Source organism: Pseudomonas sp. H1_D04, from assembly GCF_054683855.1.
On sequence record NZ_CP162826.1, the window covers coordinates 854,248 to 872,733 of the forward strand.

General features: G+C 59.5%; 15 protein-coding genes and 1 pseudogene. 13 read left to right on the forward strand and 3 right to left on the reverse strand.

Features of this window, described 5'->3' with window-relative positions; all coding sequences use genetic code 11:
• Window positions 1–31: 31 nt before the first annotated feature.
• Both grxD and AB4N82_RS04090 read right to left on the reverse strand, forming a co-directional pair.
• Complete coding sequence (grxD, locus tag AB4N82_RS04085; RefSeq protein WP_032891789.1) at window positions 32–370, reverse strand: Grx4 family monothiol glutaredoxin; 339 nt, start codon at window positions 368–370, stop codon at window positions 32–34.
• A 77-nt stretch (window positions 371–447) separates the two neighbouring features.
• Complete coding sequence (locus tag AB4N82_RS04090) at window positions 448–2,556, reverse strand: molybdopterin oxidoreductase family protein (protein ID WP_122764805.1); 2,109 nt, start codon at window positions 2,554–2,556, stop codon at window positions 448–450.
• 433 nt (window positions 2,557–2,989) lie between these two features.
• On the opposite strand from AB4N82_RS04090, the gene argF reads away from it, so the two are divergent.
• Both argF and AB4N82_RS04100 read left to right on the forward strand, forming a co-directional pair.
• On the forward strand, window positions 2,990–3,910 hold the full coding sequence (gene argF / locus AB4N82_RS04095) for an ornithine carbamoyltransferase (RefSeq protein WP_032891794.1): 921 nt from the start codon (window positions 2,990–2,992) through the stop codon (window positions 3,908–3,910).
• Complete coding sequence (locus AB4N82_RS04100) at window positions 3,907–5,016, forward strand: ABC transporter ATP-binding protein (RefSeq protein ID WP_095183949.1); 1,110 nt, start codon at window positions 3,907–3,909, stop codon at window positions 5,014–5,016. The genes argF and AB4N82_RS04100 overlap by 4 nt, the downstream gene beginning before the upstream one ends.
• 135 nt (window positions 5,017–5,151) lie before the next feature.
• Here AB4N82_RS04100 and ybaK read toward each other — a convergent pair.
• A pseudogene (gene ybaK, locus AB4N82_RS04105) lies at window positions 5,152–5,621 on the reverse strand (Cys-tRNA(Pro) deacylase).
• A 327-nt stretch (window positions 5,622–5,948) separates the two neighbouring features.
• Here ybaK and AB4N82_RS04110 point away from each other — a divergent pair.
• The 11 genes from AB4N82_RS04110 (at window position 5,949) to AB4N82_RS04160 (ending at window position 18,373) form a co-directional block, all read left to right on the forward strand.
• Window positions 5,949–6,803 carry an MIP/aquaporin family protein gene (locus tag AB4N82_RS04110; RefSeq protein ID WP_032891800.1) on the forward strand — a complete coding sequence of 285 codons (855 nt, stop codon included), beginning with the start codon at window positions 5,949–5,951 and terminating at the stop codon, window positions 6,801–6,803.
• A gap of 81 nt (window positions 6,804–6,884) precedes the next feature.
• The gene (gene glpK / locus AB4N82_RS04115) at window positions 6,885–8,390 is read left to right on the forward strand and encodes a glycerol kinase GlpK (RefSeq protein ID WP_032891801.1); all 1,506 of its coding nucleotides are present in this window, start codon (window positions 6,885–6,887) and stop codon (window positions 8,388–8,390) included.
• 83 nt (window positions 8,391–8,473) lie between these two features.
• The gene (locus AB4N82_RS04120) at window positions 8,474–9,229 is read left to right on the forward strand and encodes a DeoR/GlpR family transcriptional regulator (protein WP_032891803.1); all 756 of its coding nucleotides are present in this window, start codon (window positions 8,474–8,476) and stop codon (window positions 9,227–9,229) included.
• 278 nt (window positions 9,230–9,507) lie between these two features.
• Window positions 9,508–11,046, forward strand: a complete 1,539-nt coding sequence (glpD, locus tag AB4N82_RS04125; RefSeq protein WP_095183948.1) for a glycerol-3-phosphate dehydrogenase — start codon at window positions 9,508–9,510, stop codon at window positions 11,044–11,046.
• 314 nt (window positions 11,047–11,360) lie between these two features.
• Window positions 11,361–12,287: a glutamate/aspartate ABC transporter substrate-binding protein gene (locus AB4N82_RS04130; RefSeq protein WP_032891807.1), complete on the forward strand. Its 927-nt coding sequence runs from the start codon at window positions 11,361–11,363 to the stop codon at window positions 12,285–12,287.
• A 193-nt stretch (window positions 12,288–12,480) separates the two neighbouring features.
• Window positions 12,481–13,227 carry an amino acid ABC transporter permease gene (locus AB4N82_RS04135; RefSeq protein WP_032891809.1) on the forward strand — a complete coding sequence of 249 codons (747 nt, stop codon included), beginning with the start codon at window positions 12,481–12,483 and terminating at the stop codon, window positions 13,225–13,227.
• The gene (locus AB4N82_RS04140; protein WP_032891811.1) at window positions 13,227–13,898 is read left to right on the forward strand and encodes an amino acid ABC transporter permease; all 672 of its coding nucleotides are present in this window, start codon (window positions 13,227–13,229) and stop codon (window positions 13,896–13,898) included. The genes AB4N82_RS04135 and AB4N82_RS04140 overlap by 1 nt, the downstream gene beginning before the upstream one ends.
• On the forward strand, window positions 13,895–14,629 hold the full coding sequence (locus AB4N82_RS04145; RefSeq protein ID WP_032891813.1) for an amino acid ABC transporter ATP-binding protein: 735 nt from the start codon (window positions 13,895–13,897) through the stop codon (window positions 14,627–14,629). Before AB4N82_RS04140 ends, AB4N82_RS04145 begins: the two co-directional genes overlap by 4 nt.
• 170 nt (window positions 14,630–14,799) lie before the next feature.
• On the forward strand, window positions 14,800–16,701 hold the full coding sequence (gene aauS / locus AB4N82_RS04150; RefSeq protein WP_122764803.1) for a two-component sensor histidine kinase AauS: 1,902 nt from the start codon (window positions 14,800–14,802) through the stop codon (window positions 16,699–16,701).
• On the forward strand, window positions 16,698–18,035 hold the full coding sequence (gene aauR, locus AB4N82_RS04155) for a two-component response regulator AauR (RefSeq protein ID WP_032891818.1): 1,338 nt from the start codon (window positions 16,698–16,700) through the stop codon (window positions 18,033–18,035). The genes aauS and aauR overlap by 4 nt, the downstream gene beginning before the upstream one ends.
• Window positions 18,035–18,373, forward strand: coding sequence for a GlpM family protein (locus AB4N82_RS04160; protein ID WP_095183946.1), 339 nt, complete (start codon window positions 18,035–18,037; stop codon window positions 18,371–18,373). Before aauR ends, AB4N82_RS04160 begins: the two co-directional genes overlap by 1 nt.
• Window positions 18,374–18,486 lie beyond the last annotated feature (113 nt).

The following is an 18,486-nucleotide window of genomic DNA, read 5'->3' on the forward strand; positions in this document are numbered from 1 at the left end:
ACGAGAAGCGGGGCTTTTTATTGCAGGCGAATCAAGCGTCAGTCTTGGCCGCCGCATTTGCCGCTGCGTCTTTGATCAGCGTCTGCAACGAACCATCAGCTGCCATTTCAGTGATGATATCGCTACCGCCAACCAGCTCACCGGCTACCCACAGCTGTGGGAAAGTCGGCCAGTTGGCGTACTTCGGCAGGTTGGCGCGGATTTCCGGGTTTTGCAGGATATCCACGTAAGCGAACTTCTCGCCACACTGCATAACAGCCTGGGAAGCCTTCGCGGAGAAACCGCACTGAGGAGCGTTAGGGGCGCCCTTCATGTAAAGCAGAATGGTGTTATTGGCAATCTGCTCTTTGATCGTTTCGATGATATCCATGGAACACCTCGGCTGGAACTTTGCGACTCACAGGTCGGCACGGTGGCGCATTGTAACGCAAAATTCCAGCCGGGTGCTCAGGCCGCTGCTACCTGGACCGGAACGCCATTGAGCGCAGCGTTCCCCGATAGCTCATCCAACTGCCGCTCGTCGGTCAAGTCATTCGCGCTCGCCCCCGGTTGCCCGCTGGCGATGGTCATCTTGACGCCCGGGCGAGCGTGGCCCCAGCCATGGGGCAGGCTGACGACCCCGGGCATCATCTCCAGACTGGCCAGCACCTCTACCTCGATCATGCCAATGCGCGAACTCACGCGAACCCGCTGACCATCACTCAGTTGCCGACTGACAAGGTCATCGGGATGCATCAGCAATTGATGTCGGGGCTTGCCCTTCACCAAGCGATGATAATTATGCATCCAGGAATTATTGCTGCGCACATGCCGACGGCCAATCAGCAGCAGTTCGTCAGCCATGGGCAGCGGCTGCGCGGCGAAGCGCGCCAGGTCGGCAAGAATCACAGCAGGCGCGGCCTGAACCTTGCCGTCAGCCGTTTTCAAGCGCGCAGAAAGATTGGGCTGCAACGGCCCCAAATCCACGCCATGGGGGTGATCGTCCAGCATCGCAACCGACAGCTTATGACTCGACGCATCACCATACGCCCCGGCACGCAGTCCGAAGTCGATCATCTTGGCCGGCGGCATCGTCGGTTTAAGCACAACACCGGTCTGCGCCGCAAAGGCGGTGGCCAGACCGACGAAAATTTCCCAGTCATGCAAGGCCCCTTCAGGCTTGGGCAAGATCGCGCGGTTGAACCGGGTGACGTTACGTACCGCAAACATGTTGAAGGTGGTGTCGTAGTGATCGTTTTCCAGGGCCGAGGTGGACGGCAAAATCAGATCGGCGTACCGAGTGGTCTCGTTGATGTAAAGATCGATACTGACCATGAACTCCAACCCATCCAGCGCCTGCTCCAACTGGCGACCGTTAGGGGTCGACAGCACAGGATTGCCCGCTACCGTGACCAATGCGCGAATCTGCCCTTCGCCGTCAGTAAGCATTTCTTCAGCCAGGACCGACACCGGCAACTCGCCGCCGTACTCCGGACGCCCGGAAACCCGGCTTTGCCAGCGGTTGAAATGCCCCCCGCCGGTCGACGCCACCAGGTCCACCGCGGGGGTGGTGCACAAGGCGCCGCCAACCCGGTCCAGGTTGCCGGTGACCAGGTTGATCAACTGCACCAACCAATGGCAGAGCGTGCCAAACGCCTGGGTCGACACACCCATACGCCCATAACACACGGCCTTGTCCGCTGCGGCAAAGTCCCGCGCTAATTGGCGGATCTGTTCGGCAGGCACCGCACACTGGCGGCTCATGGCCTCGGCAGTAAAGCCTGCGATAGCACGGCGAACGTCCTCAAGACCGTCTACCGGTAAATGACTGGCGCGTGTCAGGTTTTCGGTAAACAAGGTGTTGAGCACACCGAACAACAGCGCCGCATCCCCACCGGGCCGCACGAATAGGTGTTGATCAGCAATCGCCGCCGTTTCACTGCGCCGAGGATCTACCACCACCACTTTGCCGCCCCGGGACTGAATGGCCTTAAGGCGCTTCTCCACATCTGGCACGGTCATAATGCTGCCGTTGGAAGCCAGCGGGTTGCCACCCAGGATCAGCATAAAGTCGGTGTGATCGATGTCCGGGATCGGCAGCAGCAGACCATGGCCGTACATCAAGTGGCTGGTGAGGTGATGAGGCAACTGATCCACAGAGGTCGCGGAATACCGATTGCGCGTCTTGAGCAGGCCGAGGAAGTAGTTGCTGTGAGTCATCAGCCCATAGTTGTGCACACTGGGGTTGCCCTGATACACCCCCACCGCATTCTGCCCGTGCCGGGCCTGGATACTCGACAGCCGCTCGGCGACCAAGGAAAACGCTTCGTCCCAAGGGATCGCTCGCCATTCGCTGCCCGTTCGCAACATCGGCTGGTGGAGGCGGTCCGGGTCATTCTGGATATCCTGCAACGCCACCGCCTTTGGGCAGATATGACCACGGCTGAAGGTGTCCAACGCGTCGCCCTTGATCGAGGTGATCGCCAGGCTGCCGTCTTCGGCTTGGGTGGTTTCCAGGGTCAAGCCACAGATGGCTTCACATAGATGGCACGCACGGTGATGGAGAGTCTTGGTCATGGCCAGTCTCTTTATAGGGGCTTTGGTCTGACTATGGGCCGCGACCATGACAGACGCCAGTATCGTTCGTCCTGTGAATCGGCAAGCATTAGGCCAGGCCATGACCAAGCATGAGCAAATGTTACAAAACCCTATATACAGCCCCGGAAACCGACGCGGCCTGATCCGAGCCCGCCCCCGCGCATTGCAAAAGGTTGCGACGCCAGTGTACAAATGGCCCGCTGCCGTCAGGAAATCGTCTTCAAAAGCGCTCTCGCGCCCTTCTTGAACACCCCTAAAAACGTAGCCCTATTGGTAAGACGCGACATTTAATGTCAATATCGCGCCTTCCCCTATTTCGTCGCCCCGTGCGGCTTTCGCCGCAGGTCTCGCCCGTTGTCACAATAAACAAGGCTTTGAGTATCTGCGGTCTGTTGCAAAAAGGTAGTTAATGATGAGCGCAAGGCACTTTCTCTCCCTGATGGATTGCACGCCCGAAGAGCTGGTCAGCGTGATCCGTCGAGGCATTGAGCTTAAAGACCTGCGTAACCGCGGCGTACTGTTCGAGCCTTTGAAAAACCGCGTCCTCGGCATGATTTTCGAGAAGTCGTCGACCCGCACCCGTGTGTCTTTTGAAGCCGGCATGATCCAACTAGGTGGCCAAGCCATCTTCCTGTCTTCGCGCGACACTCAACTGGGTCGTGGCGAGCCTGTCGCCGACAGCGCCCGCGTCATGTCGCGCATGCTGGATGCGGTGATGATCCGTACCTTTGCCCACAGCACCGTCACCGAATTTTCCGCCAACTCACGAGTTCCGGTGATCAACGGCCTGTCCGATGACCTGCACCCGTGCCAGTTGCTGGCTGACATGCAAACCTTCCTTGAGCACCGTGGCTCCATCCAAGGCAAGACCGTGGCCTGGATCGGTGACGGCAACAACATGTGCAACAGCTATATAGAAGCGGCGATCCAATTCGACTTCCAACTGCGCATTGCTTGCCCGCAAGGCTACGAGCCTGACGCGCGCTTCCTGGCACAGGCCGGCGATCGCGTCACCCTGGTGCGTGACCCACGTGACGCCGTGCTGGGCGCGCACCTCGTCAGCACCGACGTCTGGACCTCCATGGGCCAGGAAGACGAAACCGCCCAGCGCCTGGCCCTGTTCGCGCCGTACCAGGTAAATCGGGCCTTGCTCGACCTGGCTGCGCCGGATGTGCTGTTCATGCACTGCCTGCCCGCTCACCGCGGCGAAGAAATTAGCCTCGACCTGCTTGACGATGAGCGCTCGGTCGCCTGGGACCAGGCCGAAAACCGCCTGCACGCTCAGAAGGCTCTGCTCGAATTCCTCGTCCCGCCTTCGTACCACCACGCATGAGCCAGCCACTTCTGCTGAACCTGCGCAATCTGGCATGCGGCTATCAAGATCAACGGGTGGTACAGAACCTCAATCTGCACCTGAACGCGGGTGATATCGGTTGCCTGCTCGGCTCATCAGGCTGCGGTAAAACCACCACTCTGCGCGCGATTGCCGGTTTTGAGCCGGTGCATGAAGGCGAAATCAGCCTGGCAGGAGAAGTGATCTCCAGTGCCGGTTTCACCCTGGCACCGGAGAAGCGTCGCATCGGCATGGTGTTCCAGGACTATGCGCTGTTTCCCCACCTCAGCGTGGCCGACAACATCGCGTTCGGCATCCGCAAGCATCCACAAAAGGATCGCGTGGTTACCGAGTTGCTGGAACTGGTCAACCTGAAGAATCTGGGCAAGCGCTTCCCTCACGAACTGTCCGGCGGCCAGCAGCAACGTGTCGCCCTCGCCCGCGCCCTGGCGCCGGAGCCTCAACTGTTGCTGCTGGACGAACCCTTCTCCAACCTTGATGGCGAACTGCGGCGCAAGCTCAGCCATGAGGTGCGCGACATTCTCAAGGCGCGCGGCACCAGTGCGATCCTGGTCACCCATGACCAGGAAGAAGCGTTTGCCGTGAGTGATCAGGTCGGCGTCTTCAAGGAGGGCCGTCTAGAGCAGTGGGACACGCCCTACAACCTCTATCACGAACCTCAGACACCCTACGTCGCCAGCTTTATCGGCCAGGGTTATTTCATTCGTGGTCAATTGAGCTCGCCCGAGTCCGTCAGCACCGAACTGGGTGACCTGCGCGGCAATCGCGCCTACACCTGGCCGACCGGTGGTGCGGTGGATGTGTTGCTACGCCCGGATGACATCGTCTACGCGCCGGACAGTGCATTGAAAGCCCGGATCGTCGGTAAGACGTTCCTCGGTGCATCCACCTTGTACCGTCTGCAGTTGCCGACCGGCGCGCAATTGGAATCGATTTTCCCCAGTCATGCCGACCATCAGGTGGGGGCGGATGTGGGGATTCGTGTAGCCGCTGAGCATCTGGTGCTGTTTCAGGCTTCGGGCAGCACCGCGGCGCAGATCCCTCGATCCGAATCGGGCGTACGGCGCTACAACCCGGCACACTGAGTATTTGAAGAATACTGGTCATCATGTGGGAGGGAGCTTGCTCCCGATGGCAGTGGGTCAGCTGTAGATACACCGGCTGACCTACAGCGATAGTGAGCAAGCGCCCTCCCACATGGGTTCTCCAGGAGCCTGGGATTACGCCCGACCAATTTCTGCGAATATGGCCTGGGTGTGCTCCGCCAGCACCGCTGCCGACAACTCCACTTCCAAACCCCGTCTCCCCGCACTGACAAAAATCGTCGTGAACGGCTGCGCCGTCACATCGATAAACGTGCGCAAACGCTTCTTCTGCCCCAACGGACTGATGCCACCTAACAGATAACCGGTAGAACGCTGCGCCGCGGCGGGTCGGCCATTTCTACTTTTTTCACCCCCGCCGCGTGCGCCAGGGCTTTCAAGTCCAGACTTCCGACGACCGGCACCACAGCCACCAACAATTCGCCTTTTTCGCTGCTGGCCAACAAGGTCTTGAACACCTGCTCCGGGTCGAGGCTCAACTTTTCTGCGGCCTCCAGGCCATATGAGGCGGCCTTGGGATCGTGTTCATAACTGTGGATGCGATGTTCGGCGCGAACTTTTTTCAACAAATCCAATGCGGGGGTCATGGCGTCTCCGGCGGTGGCAAACAGGTGGCCAATTCTAGGCCAAGCCCGCGTAAAACGCTCTAATGCGCACCTCTCTTCAAACGATACTCCGTAGGGCAAGCATGATCATTCATCAAACCCATAGTTCGAAAGTGACTGACCGTTCACTTTCGACCTTTGACAGCGGTCATTCTTGTCTATATTTTTTCGCTTACGAACACTGTAGTAATACACCTACAGTATTCCAGCAGTAAGCCGTGCCTTGGATGGGGATCCTCGTCACGGTGAAAATCGCGCCACCGCCCGTTGAGGCAGTGCGCCAGACAAGAACAACAATTGAGGTTTTCCATGACAACTGCTCTTCAACAGCCTTCACTTTCGAGCCAATGCATGGCCGAGTTCCTGGGGACTGCGCTTCTGATCTTCTTCGGTACAGGATGTGTCGCTGCCCTCAAGGTCGCGGGTGCCAGCTTTGGGTTATGGGAAATCAGCATCATCTGGGGTATCGGCGTCAGCATGGCGATCTACCTGAGCGCCGGTATTTCCGGGGCTCACCTCAACCCAGCCGTCAGCATCGCCCTGTGCCTTTTCGCCGATTTCGAAAAGCGCAAACTGCCCTTCTACATCCTCGCCCAAGTGGCCGGCGCATTCTGCTCAGCGGCGCTGGTGTACACGCTCTATAGCAATCTGTTTTTCGATTACGAACAAACCCATCATCTGGTACGCGGCACTCAAGCCAGCCTGGAATTGGCGTCGGTGTTCTCCACCTACCCTCATGCCCTGCTGAGCACTGCACAGGCTTTCCTGGTGGAAATGGTCATTACGGCGATTCTGATGGGCGTGATCATGGCCCTGACCGATGACAATAACGGCCTGCCACGCGGCCCTTTGGCGCCACTGCTGATCGGCCTGCTGATTGCGGTAATTGGCAGCGCCATGGGCCCGTTGACCGGCTTTGCGATGAACCCGGCGCGGGATTTCGGGCCCAAGCTGATGACCTTTTTCGCTGGTTGGGGTGAAATGGCCTTCACTGGCGGCCGCGATATTCCTTACTTCCTGGTGCCGATTTTCGCGCCGATTGTCGGCGCATGCCTGGGTGCTGCGGCCTATCGCGGGCTGATTGCCCGTCATCTGCCGAGCGCCGCACCTGCTGTCGCCGAAACCCAAGACACCGCCGTCACTGGCGAAACCCGTATTTCCTGATAATACCGCCTGGTCCCTACTGCCCTTTTAGTGGCCCAGGCTGTTGATCCACTCCCTTATTTCTCGTCCAAGGCAATCGACATGACCGACATTCAGAATAAGAACTACATCATTGCCCTTGATCAGGGCACCACCAGTTCCCGGGCAATCATCTTCGATCGTGACGCCAACGTGGTCTGCACCGCCCAGCGTGAGTTCACTCAGCACTACCCACAGCCTGGGTGGGTTGAACATGACCCGATGGAAATCTTCGCTACCCAGAGCGCGGTGATGGTCGAAGCCCTGGCACAAGCCGGCCTGCACCACGACCAGGTCGCCGCCATCGGTATCACCAACCAGCGTGAAACCACCGTAGTGTGGGACAAAATCACCGGCCGCCCGATCTACAACGCCATCGTATGGCAGTGCCGCCGCAGCACCGAGATCTGCCAGCAGCTCAAGCGTGATGGCCACGAGCAATACATCAACGACACCACCGGCCTGGTCACCGACCCGTACTTTTCCGGTACCAAGCTCAAGTGGATCCTCGATAACGTCGAAGGCAGCCGTGAGCGCGCTCGCAACGGCGAACTGCTGTTCGGCACCGTGGACAGCTGGCTGATCTGGAAATTTACCGGCGGCAAAACCCACGTCACCGATTACACCAACGCCTCGCGCACCATGCTCTTCAACATCCACACCTTGGAGTGGGATGCGAAGATGCTGGAGATCCTCGACGTTCCTCGCGAAATGCTGCCGGAAGTGAAGTCCTCTTCGGAGATCTACGGCCGCACCAAGAGCGGCATCGCCATCGGCGGTATCGCCGGTGATCAGCAAGCGGCGCTGTTCGGCCAGATGTGCGTGGAAGCCGGCCAGGCCAAGAACACCTACGGCACCGGCTGCTTCCTGCTGATGAACACCGGCGACAAAGCGGTGAAATCCAAGCACGGCATGCTCACCACCATCGCCTGCGGCCCGCGTGGCGAAGTGGCCTACGCACTCGAAGGCGCGGTCTTCAACGGCGGCTCCACTGTGCAGTGGCTGCGTGACGAGTTGAAGATCATCGCCGACGCCACCGACACCGAATACTTCGCCGGCAAGGTCAAGGACAGCAATGGCGTGTACCTGGTCCCGGCCTTCACCGGCCTGGGTGCTCCTTACTGGGACCCCTACGCCCGTGGCGCACTGTTCGGCCTGACCCGTGGCGTACGCGTGGATCACATTATTCGTGCAGCCCTGGAGTCGATTGCCTACCAAACCCGTGACGTTCTCGATGCCATGCAGCAGGACTCCGGCGAACGCCTCAAGGCCCTGCGTGTGGACGGCGGCGCGGTAGCCAACAACTTCCTGATGCAGTTCCAGGCCGATATCCTCGGCACCCAGGTCGAGCGCCCGCAAATGCGCGAGACCACGGCATTGGGCGCCGCCTATCTGGCCGGCCTGGCCTGTGGCTTCTGGGGCAGCCTGGACGAGTTGCGAGGCAAGGCAGTGATCGAGCGCGAATTCGAACCACAGCTCGATGAAGCAGCCAAAGAAAAACTCTACGCTGGCTGGCAAAAAGCTGTCAGCCGCACCCGCGACTGGGAACCGCACGAAGGCGCCGAATAAGCCAAGCTCCGGTTGTAACTGGCCGGGAGCGGATTCCTGCGTCATCATGGGCCACTTTTGTATGGCAGCCCAAAGGACGCCCCATGAATCTGCCTCCCCGCCAACAACAAATCCTCGAACTGGTCCGCGAGCGCGGCTACGTCAGTATCGAGGAAATGGCGCAGCTATTTGTTGTCACCCCGCAGACCATCCGCCGCGATATCAATCAGCTGGCGGACGCCAATTTGCTGCGCCGCTACCACGGCGGCGCGGCCTATGACTCCAGTGTCGAAAACACCGCGTACGCCATGCGTGCCGACCAGATGCGCGACGAGAAACAGCGCATCGGCGAGGCCATTGCCGCGCAAATCCCCGACCACGCCTCGCTGTTCATCAATATCGGCACCACCACCGAGTCCATCGCCCGTGCGCTGCTGAATCACAACCACCTGAAAATCATCACCAACAACCTCAACGTCGCCACCATGCTCAGTGCCAAGGATGACTTTGACGTGCTGCTGACTGGCGGCAACGTGAGGCGTGACGGCGGTGTGGTGGGCCAGGCCAGCGTGGACTTCATCAACCAGTTCAAGGTCGACTTTGCCTTGGTGGGTATCAGCGGCATTGATGAAGACGGCAGCTTGTTGGATTTCGATTACCAGGAAGTCAGGGTTTCCCAGGCGATCATCGCCAATGCCCGCAAAGTGATCCTGGCGGCGGACTCGAGCAAATTTGGGCGCAATGCCATGATTCGTTTAGGGCCGATCAGCCTGGTGGACTGCCTGGTGACGGATCAGCAGCCGGTGCCGGCGCTGGTGCAGTTGCTGAATGACCATAAGGTTCGCCTGGAAGTCGTATAGCGTCTGCACTGACGTCATCGGGGGCAAGCCCCCTCCCACCCTTCGAGTTGTGAATACGCTCGAATGTGGGAAGGGGCTTACTCCCACAATGGCGCGCCATCACACACCCTTTTCCTCAAGCCTTTCCAAGGCTCATGTTCACAATTCTTCCTTTTCCCGCCCTTTGATGAGTTTTTTCAATCAAAGTCGAGTGGCTGTGCGCGCGTTTATCAGCTACCATTTTCGCAAATGAACATTAATGTTCGAATTCCAAGACGAAAAAATCGCGAGGCCAGCCGATGAACCCTTCCACCTTGCCTGCATCACCGCTTGCCGAAGTCTATGACGTTGCCGTAATCGGTGGCGGGATCAACGGCGTCGGCATTGCAGCAGACGCAGCCGGTCGCGGTTTGTCAGTATTCCTTTGCGAAAAGGACGACCTGGCCAGCCACACCTCCTCCGCCAGCAGCAAGCTGATCCACGGCGGCCTGCGCTACCTCGAACATTACGAGTTCCGCTTGGTGCGTGAAGCATTGGCCGAACGCGAAGTGCTGCTGGCCAAGGCCCCGCACATCGTCAAGCAGATGCGCTTTGTATTGCCGCACCGCCCGCACCTACGCCCGGCGTGGATGATCCGCGCAGGTCTGTTCCTGTATGACCACTTGGGCAAACGCGAAAAGCTCGCCGGCTCCAAAAGCCTCAAGTTTGGCGCTGACAGCCCGCTGAAAAGCGAAATCACCAAGGGTTTCGAATACTCCGACTGCTGGGTCGATGACGCCCGCCTGGTGGTGCTCAACGCCATGGCCGCCCGCGAAAAAGGCGCGCACATTCACACCCAGACCCGCTGCATCAGCGCACACCGCAGCAACGGTATGTGGGATATGAATATGGAACGCGCCGACGGCAGCCTGTTCTCGATCCGCGCCCGCGCTTTGGTGAATGCCGCCGGCCCGTGGGTCGCCAAGTTCATCAAGGAAGACCTGAAGCTGGATTCGCCCTACGGCATCCGCTTAATCCAGGGCAGCCACCTGATCGTGCCGAAACTGTACGAAGGTGCCCACGCGCACATCCTGCAAAACGAAGATCAGCGCATCGTCTTCACTATTCCGTACCTGAACCACCTGACCATCATCGGCACCACCGACCGCGAATACACCGGCGATCCGGCGAAAGTGGCGATCACCGAAGGTGAAACCGACTACATGCTCAACGTGGTAAACGCGCACTTCAAGAAACAACTGAGCCGCGATGACATCGTCCACACCTACTCCGGCGTACGACCGCTGTGCAACGACGAGTCGGATAACCCATCGGCGATCACCCGCGATTACACCCTGTCGGTGTCGGGCGGCGCAGGCGAGGCACCGATTCTGTCGGTGTTCGGCGGCAAGCTGACCACCTATCGCAAGCTCGCCGAGTCGGCGATGGCGCAATTGGCCCCGTATTTCACCCAAATGCGCCCAAGCTGGACCGCCAAGGCCAGCCTGCCGGGTGGCGAAGACATGACCTCACCAGAAGCCCTGGCCGAAGCCATTCGCCACAAATTCGACTGGGTGCCGAGCGAGATCGCACGCCGTTGGTCCACCACCTATGGCAGCCGCACATGGCGCCTGCTGGAAGGCGTGCAATCGCTGGCCGACCTGGGCGACCACTTGGGTGGCGGCCTGTATACCCGAGAAGTCGACTACCTGTGCGCCGAAGAATGGGTGACCCAACCTCAGGACGTGCTGTGGCGCCGTACCAAGCTTGGCCTGTTCACCACACCGGAAGAACAGGACAACCTGCAACGTTACCTGTCCCAAGTTGAGCAGAACCGCAGCAAGACTCAGGCGGCCTGACAGACTCTTCATACAAACGCCCCTGCGCCGTGAGGCCCAGGGGCTTTTTTATGCGCGCCAAGTCATTCGGTTTTCCGAACGCAACACTCCAAGCTATTCGGTTTGCCGGACCGTACAGTTACATATTTACCGTCACACAAAGTTAATCATCATATAAATCATACGGTTAGCCATTTAGCCCTGGCCTGGCACGACTCATGCTCTACACTCTTGGACGATTGCCTGGGACGCCTCAGGAGCCGTCACGGGCATTCGCTGTACAAGAGAGCCGTCTAACTGGCTTCATAAAAAAAACAAATGTCGAGGAAGTATTGATGCGCATCGTTCCCCATATCCTGGGCGCAGCTATCGCTGCTGCTCTGATCAGCACTCCAGTTTTTGCCGCCGAACTCACCGGCACACTGAAGAAAATCAACGACTCCGGCACCATCACCCTCGCGCACCGCGACAGCTCCATTCCGTTTTCCTACATTGCGGATGGTTCGGGCAAACCGGTTGGCTACTCCCACGACATCCAAGTAGCTGTCGTCGAGCAACTGAAAAAAGACCTGAACAAGCCCGACCTGAAGACCAAGTACAACCTGGTCACCTCGCAAACTCGTATTCCGCTGATCCAGAACGGCACTGCGGACCTTGAGTGCGGCTCCACCACCAACAATGCCGAGCGCGCTCAGCAAGTCGACTTCACCGTCAACATCTTCGAAATCGGCACCCGCCTACTGGTCAAGAAAGACAAGGACGGCAAGCCGTCTTACGCCGACTTTGCCGACCTGAAAGGCAAGAACGTCGTGACCACCGCTGGCACCACGTCCGAGCGCATCATCAAAGCGATGAACGCTGACAAGCAGATGGGCATGAACGTCATTTCCGCCAAAGACCACGGCGAATCCTTCCAAATGCTCGAAAGCGGCCGCGCCGTTGCGTTCATGATGGATGACGCCCTGCTGGCCGGCGAAGAAGCCAAGGCGAAGAAGCCGGATGATTGGGTAATCACCGGTACTCCACAGTCCTTCGAAGCCTACGCCTGCATGGTTCGCAAAGGCGATCCAGACTTCAAGAAAGCCGTAGATGGCGCCATCACCGCCCTGTACAAATCCGGTGAAATCAACAAGATCTACAGCAAATGGTTCGAGAGCCCGATTCCACCTAAAGGCCTGAACCTGAACTTCCCAATGAGTGACAAGGTTAAAGAGCTGATCGCCAACCCAAGCGACAAGCCAGCGCCTGACGTAAAAATCTGACACTGATCTAACCTTATCTCCTGAGGGAGCAACCCTCCCTCAGGCGTCTGTAATTACCTGCTGGATTTAACTTGGAACACTCGACCTGGCGGTTTTCGAGCCGATCGTGTGTGCCTGGCGTTCATCGCCAGGAGGGAATGGATTTTCCCCAAGCGGGTGCTTGTACATCGATCGATCTCGAGGGGAGACCCTAATGAATTACAACTGGGACTGGGGCGTGTTCTTCAAGTCCACCGGCGTGGGCAGCGAGACTTATCTCGACTGGTACATCGCCGGCTTGGGCTGGACCATTGCCATCGCTGTCGTGGCATGGATTATCGCCTTGCTGCTGGGCTCCATTCTGGGGGTCATGCGCACTGTGCCAAACCGCCTCGTATCGGGCATCGCGACCTGCTACGTGGAACTGTTTCGTAACGTGCCGCTGCTGGTTCAGCTGTTCATCTGGTATTTCCTGATACCCGACCTGCTGCCGCAAAACCTGCAGGACTGGTACAAACAAGACCTGAACCCGACCACCTCGGCCTACCTGAGCGTCGTCGTGTGCCTTGGCCTGTTCACTGCCGCCCGCGTGTGTGAGCAAGTGCGCACCGGCATCCAGGCTTTACCACGTGGCCAGGAATCCGCTGCGCGCGCCATGGGCTTCAAGCTGCCGCAGATCTACTGGAACGTGCTGCTGCCGCAGGCCTACCGCATCATCATTCCGCCGCTTACCTCGGAATTCCTCAACGTATTCAAGAACTCCTCCGTGGCGTCCTTGATCGGCTTGATGGAACTGCTGGCACAAACCAAGCAGACCGCCGAGTTCTCGGCCAACCTGTTTGAAGCCTTCACCCTGGCCACGCTGATCTACTTCACCCTGAACATGAGCCTGATGCTGCTGATGCGCGTGGTCGAGAAGAAAGTCGCAGTGCCCGGCCTGATCTCCGTGGGGGGTAAATAATGGAACTCGATTTCAGCGGCATCATCCCAGCGATCCCAGGCCTGTGGAACGGCATGGTCATGACCTTGCAGTTGATGGTCATGGGCGTGATCGGCGGTATCGCCCTGGGCACGATCCTGGCGCTGATGCGCCTGTCGTCCAGCAAACTGCTGTCGCGCCTGGCCGGCGCCTATGTGAACTATTTCCGTTCGATCCCGTTGCTGTTGGTGATCACCTGGTTCTACTTGGCCGTACCGTTCGTGCTGCGCTGGATCACCGGCGAAGACACACCCATCGGAGCGTTCACCTCCTGCGTCGTGGCCTTCATGATGTTCGAAGCCGCGTACTTCTGTGAGATCGTGCGGGCCGGCGTGCAGTCGATTCCCAAGGGCCAGATGGGCGCAGCGCAAGCGATGGGCATGACCTATGGCCAGACCATGCGTCTGATCATCCTGCCCCAGGCGTTCCGCAAGATGACCCCGTTGCTGCTGCAACAGAGCATCATCCTGTTCCAGGACACCTCGCTGGTCTACACCGTGGGCCTGGTGGACTTCCTCAACTCCGCCCGCTCCAACGGCGACATCATCGGCCGCTCCAATGAGTTCCTGATCTTTGCCGGTGTCGTCTACTTCATCATCAGCTTTTCCGCCTCGCTGCTGGTCAAGCGTCTGCAAAAAAGGTTTGCCGTATGATCTCTATCAAGAACATCAACAAGTGGTATGGCGACTTCCAGGTGCTGACCGATTGCAGCACCGAGGTCAAAAAAGGCGAAGTGATCGTGGTGTGCGGGCCTTCGGGCTCGGGTAAATCCACCCTGATCAAATGCGTCAACGCGCTGGAACCGTTCCAGAAAGGCGATATCGAGGTCGACGGCACCTCCATCGCCGACCCGAAGACCAACCTGCCGAAACTGCGCTCGCGCGTGGGCATGGTGTTCCAGCACTTCGAACTGTTCCCGCACCTGACCATCACCGAAAACCTGACCATCGCACAGATCAAAGTGCTCGGCCGCAGCAAGGAAGAGGCGACCAAGAAAGGCCTGCAACTGCTGGAGCGCGTCGGCCTGTCGGCGCACGCCCACAAGCACCCTGGCCAACTCTCTGGCGGCCAACAACAACGTGTGGCGATTGCCCGCGCCCTGGCCATGGACCCGATCGTCATGCTGTTCGACGAACCGACCTCGGCCCTGGACCCGGAAATGGTCAACGAAGTGCTGGACGTGATGGTGCAGTTGGCCCAGGAAGGCATGACCATGATGTGCGTAACTCACGAAATGGGCTTTGCCCGTAAAGTGGCCGACCGCGTGATCTTCATGGACGCCGGCAAGATCATCGAAGACTGCCCGAAAGAAGAATTCTTCGGCGACATCAGCGCCCGCTCCGAGCGTGCGCAGCACTTCCTTGAGAAAATCCTGCAGCACTAAGCACTACATAGCTCCTGCTGTAGAAACCGGGCCAATGTGGGAGGGGGCTTGCCCCCGATAGTGGTGGATCAGCGATAGATATACCGACTGACACACTGCAATCGGGGGCAAGTCCCCTCCCATGCTGGACCGCACAGGCTGGCAGCTCTGGTTGACCCAAGGCATCTGTGATGAAATGCGACCCCAACCAATTTCGCGCCGCACCGCCATCACTTGCCGTGAAGCCTCGTCTGATTCGCCAACTGTTCCTGCCGCCGTTGATCGTCGCCCTGATGATCGGCTTGGGTTATATCGGCTTTTGGATCAGCGAGTACTACGGCATCCGCACCCTCAGCGACACGGGCGAACGCCAGTTGGAGCTGCATGCCCGCACCGTCGAAAGTGAACTCAGCAAATACACTTACCTGCCCAGCCTGCTGGAGCTGGAGACCAGCGTCTCGCAGCTGCTCGCCGACCCGAGCCAGGAAACCCGCAAAAACGTCAACGACTACCTCGAAGGCCTGAACCGACGCAGTCGCAGTCGGGCCATCTACGTGATGGACACCACCGGTCGGGTGCTGGCCACCAGCAACTGGCGCGATGCCGACAGTTACCAAGGTGAAGACCTCTCCTTCCGCGCGTATTTCCAGAACGCCGTGCGCGGCCAGCCCGGGCGTTTCTACGGCATCGGCAGCACCAATGGCGAACCCGGTTATTACCTGGCCCACGGGTTGGAAGAGCACGGCAAGATCATCGGCGTCGCAGTGGTCAAGGTACGCCTTGAAGCGCTGGAAGAACGTTGGCAACGTGCGCGCCTGGAAGCCTTCGTCAGCGACGAGAACGGCATCATCATCCTCTCCAGCGACCCGGCCCGCCGCCTCAAGGCCGTGCGTCCGTTGAGCAATGAAACCAAGGATCGCCTGGCCCACAGCCTGCAATATTACTGGGCCACGCTGAACGAGCTGGAACCGCTGGCCCGTGAGCGCTTGAACGAAGGCACCGAAAAACTGACCTTTCCGGCCAACAGCGAAGTGGTCAACGACGAGCACGAAGTCAGCTACCTGGCGCAAACCCGACCGCTCAACGACACACCGTGGAATTTCACCCTCCTCACTCCCCTCAATGACCTGCGCCGCGCAGCGATCAACCAAGGCATTCTGGTGGCTGTCGCATTTGGTCTGGTGGCATTCCTGCTGATTGCCTGGAATGAGCGACGCAAAGTCATCGCCACCCGCCTCGCCGCACGGGAAGCCTTGCAGGAAGCCAACAGCCAGTTGGAGCGTCGGATTGCCGAACGCACCGCCGACCTGCGCGCCAGCAACGAACGGCTCAAAGGCCAGATCCGCGAACGACGCCAGGCCGAAGAAACCCTGCGCCGTGCCCAGGATGAGCTGGTGCAGGCCGGGAAACTGGCGGCCATCGGCCAGATGTCCACCAGCATTGCCCACGAATTGAACCAGCCGTTGGCCGCGCTGCGCACCTTGTCCGGCAACACCGTGCGCTTCCTGGAGCGCGGCGCCCTGGACACCGCCAGCGCCAACCTCAAGACCATCAACGAACTGATCGACCGCATGGGCCGCATCACTGCCAGCCTGCGCTCCTTTGCCCGGCGCGGTGACGACCAGGGCGAAGCCAGCCTCGCCAAGGCGGTGGACGCTGCGTTCCAGGTACTGGGCGCGCGCCTGGACAGCCTTCCGCTGACCGTGCATCGCGACTTCGTTGCGGCCCATTTGCAGATCGACCAGACACGCCTGGAGCAGATCCTGGTCAACCTGATCGGTAACGCCCTTGACGCCATGCAGGCACAACCCGCTCCCGAGTTGTGGCTGGAAGGCAGTGTCGCCGAAGGCAAATACCGCCTGCATGTACGCGACAACGGCCACGGCATCGACGCCGAGGCGCGCAAGCATTTGTTCGAACCGTTCTTCACCACCAAGCCCGGCGAGCAAGGTCTGGGCTTGGGCCTGACCCTGTCCGCCAGCCTCGCGGCGGCCACCGGCGGCACGCTCGCCGTTGAGCATCCGGCCAGTGGTGGTACCGCTTTTGTCCTGAGCCTGCCGCTGGTAGGCGCTCAACAAGCTGAGTCGACATGAATATTGATCCTCAAGACCTCACCGTGCTGATCGTCGAAGACGACCCCCATGTGCTGCTCGGCTGCCAGCAGGCCCTCGCGCTGGAAGATATTCCCAGCGAAGGCGTGGGCAGTGCCGAAGAGGCGTTGAAGCGCATCGGCGAGAACTTCGCGGGCATCGTGATCAGCGACATTCGCCTGCCGGGCATCGACGGCCTGGAGCTGCTCACCCGCCTCAAGGCCCTGGATAAAAGCCTGCCGGTGGTGCTGATCACCGGGCACGGCGATATCTCCATGGCCGTCGGCGCCATGCGCAATGGCGCTTACGATTTCATGGAGAAGCCCTTCTCTCCCGAACGCCTGGTGGATGTCGCTCGTCGTGCCCTTGAGCAACGCGCACTCGCGCGGGAAGTCTGGTCACTGCGCCGTCAGTTGGCCGAGCGTGACTCCCTGGAAGGCCGCATCATCGGCCGCTCCCCTGCCATGCAGAACCTGCGCGAGCTGATCGCCAACGTCGCCGACACCTCAGCCAACGTGCTGATCGAAGGCGAGACCGGCACCGGTAAAGAACTGGTCGCCCGCTGCCTGCATGATTTCAGCCGGCGCCACTCGCACCAGTTCGTCGCCCTCAACTGCGGCGGCCTGCCGGAGAACCTGTTCGAAAGCGAGATTTTCGGCCACGAAGCCAACGCATTTACCGGCGCCGGCAAGCGGCGCATCGGCAAGATCGAGCACGCCCACGAAGGCACGCTGTTTCTCGATGAAGTAGAAAGCATGCCGATCAACCTGCAGATCAAATTGCTGCGGGTGTTGCAGGAACGTACTCTGGAACGCCTGGGTTCGAACCAGAGCGTGGCCGTGGATTGCCGCGTGATCGCCGCCACCAAGTCCGACCTCGACGAACTGAGCCGCGCCAGCCAGTTCCGCAGTGACCTGTACTACCGCCTCAACGTGGTCACGCTGGAACTGCCGCCGTTACGCGAGCGCCGCGAAGACATCCTGCAACTGTTCGAACACTTCCTGCAGCAGTCATCCCTGCGCTTCGACCGCACCGCGCCGGAGTTGGACAACCAGACCCTGTCCAGCCTGATGAGCCATGACTGGCCCGGCAACGTGCGTGAGCTGCGCAACGTCGCCGAACGTTTCGCCCTCGGCCTGCCCGCCTTCAAAAAAAGCGGCGCCAGCAGTGGCAGCCACGGCCTGGCGTTTACCGAAGCGGTGGAAGCCTTTGAGCGCAACCTGCTCAGCGACGCCCTGCAACGCAGCGGCGGCAACCTGACCCAGGCCAGCCAGGAACTGGGGATGGCCAAGACCACCCTCTTCGACAAGGTCAAGAAATACGGGTTGAGCCACTGATGGATCTATTCTTGAAAGCCGCCCTCGGCGCGGCGGTGGTACTGATATTGGCCGCATTGGCCAAGACCAAAAACTATTACATCGCGGGGCTGGTACCGCTGTTTCCGACCTTTGCGCTGATCGCCCATTACATCGTCGGCAAGGGCCGTTCGGTAGACGATTTGAAGACCACGATCCTGTTTGGGATGTGGTCGATCATTCCGTACTTTGTGTATCTGGCGACGTTGTATGTAATGGTTGACCGCATGCGGCTGGAGGCCTCTTTAGCCGTAGCCGCGGTAGCGTGGCTGATCGCCGCGACGATCCTGGTGAGTATCTGGGTACGCCTCCATACCTGACCCGACTCGGTCAAAAAATGTGGGAGGGGGCTTGCCCCCGATAGCGGTGGATCAGTTAAAGATGAGCTGACTGACACACCGCTATCGGGGGCAAGCCCCCTCCCACATTTTTA

Coding starts and splice junctions, on each gene's coding strand:
- grxD (WP_032891789.1), bottom strand. CDS start 370: ATGGATATCATCGAAACGATCAAAGAGCAGATTGCCAATAACACCATT.
- AB4N82_RS04090 (WP_122764805.1), bottom strand. CDS start 2,556: ATGACCAAGACTCTCCATCACCGTGCGTGCCATCTATGTGAAGCCATC.
- argF (WP_032891794.1), top strand. CDS start 2,990: ATGAGCGCAAGGCACTTTCTCTCCCTGATGGATTGCACGCCCGAAGAG.
- AB4N82_RS04100 (WP_095183949.1), top strand. CDS start 3,907: ATGAGCCAGCCACTTCTGCTGAACCTGCGCAATCTGGCATGCGGCTAT.
- AB4N82_RS04110 (WP_032891800.1), top strand. CDS start 5,949: ATGACAACTGCTCTTCAACAGCCTTCACTTTCGAGCCAATGCATGGCC.
- glpK (WP_032891801.1), top strand. CDS start 6,885: ATGACCGACATTCAGAATAAGAACTACATCATTGCCCTTGATCAGGGC.
- AB4N82_RS04120 (WP_032891803.1), top strand. CDS start 8,474: ATGAATCTGCCTCCCCGCCAACAACAAATCCTCGAACTGGTCCGCGAG.
- glpD (WP_095183948.1), top strand. CDS start 9,508: ATGAACCCTTCCACCTTGCCTGCATCACCGCTTGCCGAAGTCTATGAC.
- AB4N82_RS04130 (WP_032891807.1), top strand. CDS start 11,361: ATGCGCATCGTTCCCCATATCCTGGGCGCAGCTATCGCTGCTGCTCTG.
- AB4N82_RS04135 (WP_032891809.1), top strand. CDS start 12,481: ATGAATTACAACTGGGACTGGGGCGTGTTCTTCAAGTCCACCGGCGTG.
- AB4N82_RS04140 (WP_032891811.1), top strand. CDS start 13,227: ATGGAACTCGATTTCAGCGGCATCATCCCAGCGATCCCAGGCCTGTGG.
- AB4N82_RS04145 (WP_032891813.1), top strand. CDS start 13,895: ATGATCTCTATCAAGAACATCAACAAGTGGTATGGCGACTTCCAGGTG.
- aauS (WP_122764803.1), top strand. CDS start 14,800: ATGAAATGCGACCCCAACCAATTTCGCGCCGCACCGCCATCACTTGCC.
- aauR (WP_032891818.1), top strand. CDS start 16,698: ATGAATATTGATCCTCAAGACCTCACCGTGCTGATCGTCGAAGACGAC.
- AB4N82_RS04160 (WP_095183946.1), top strand. CDS start 18,035: ATGGATCTATTCTTGAAAGCCGCCCTCGGCGCGGCGGTGGTACTGATA.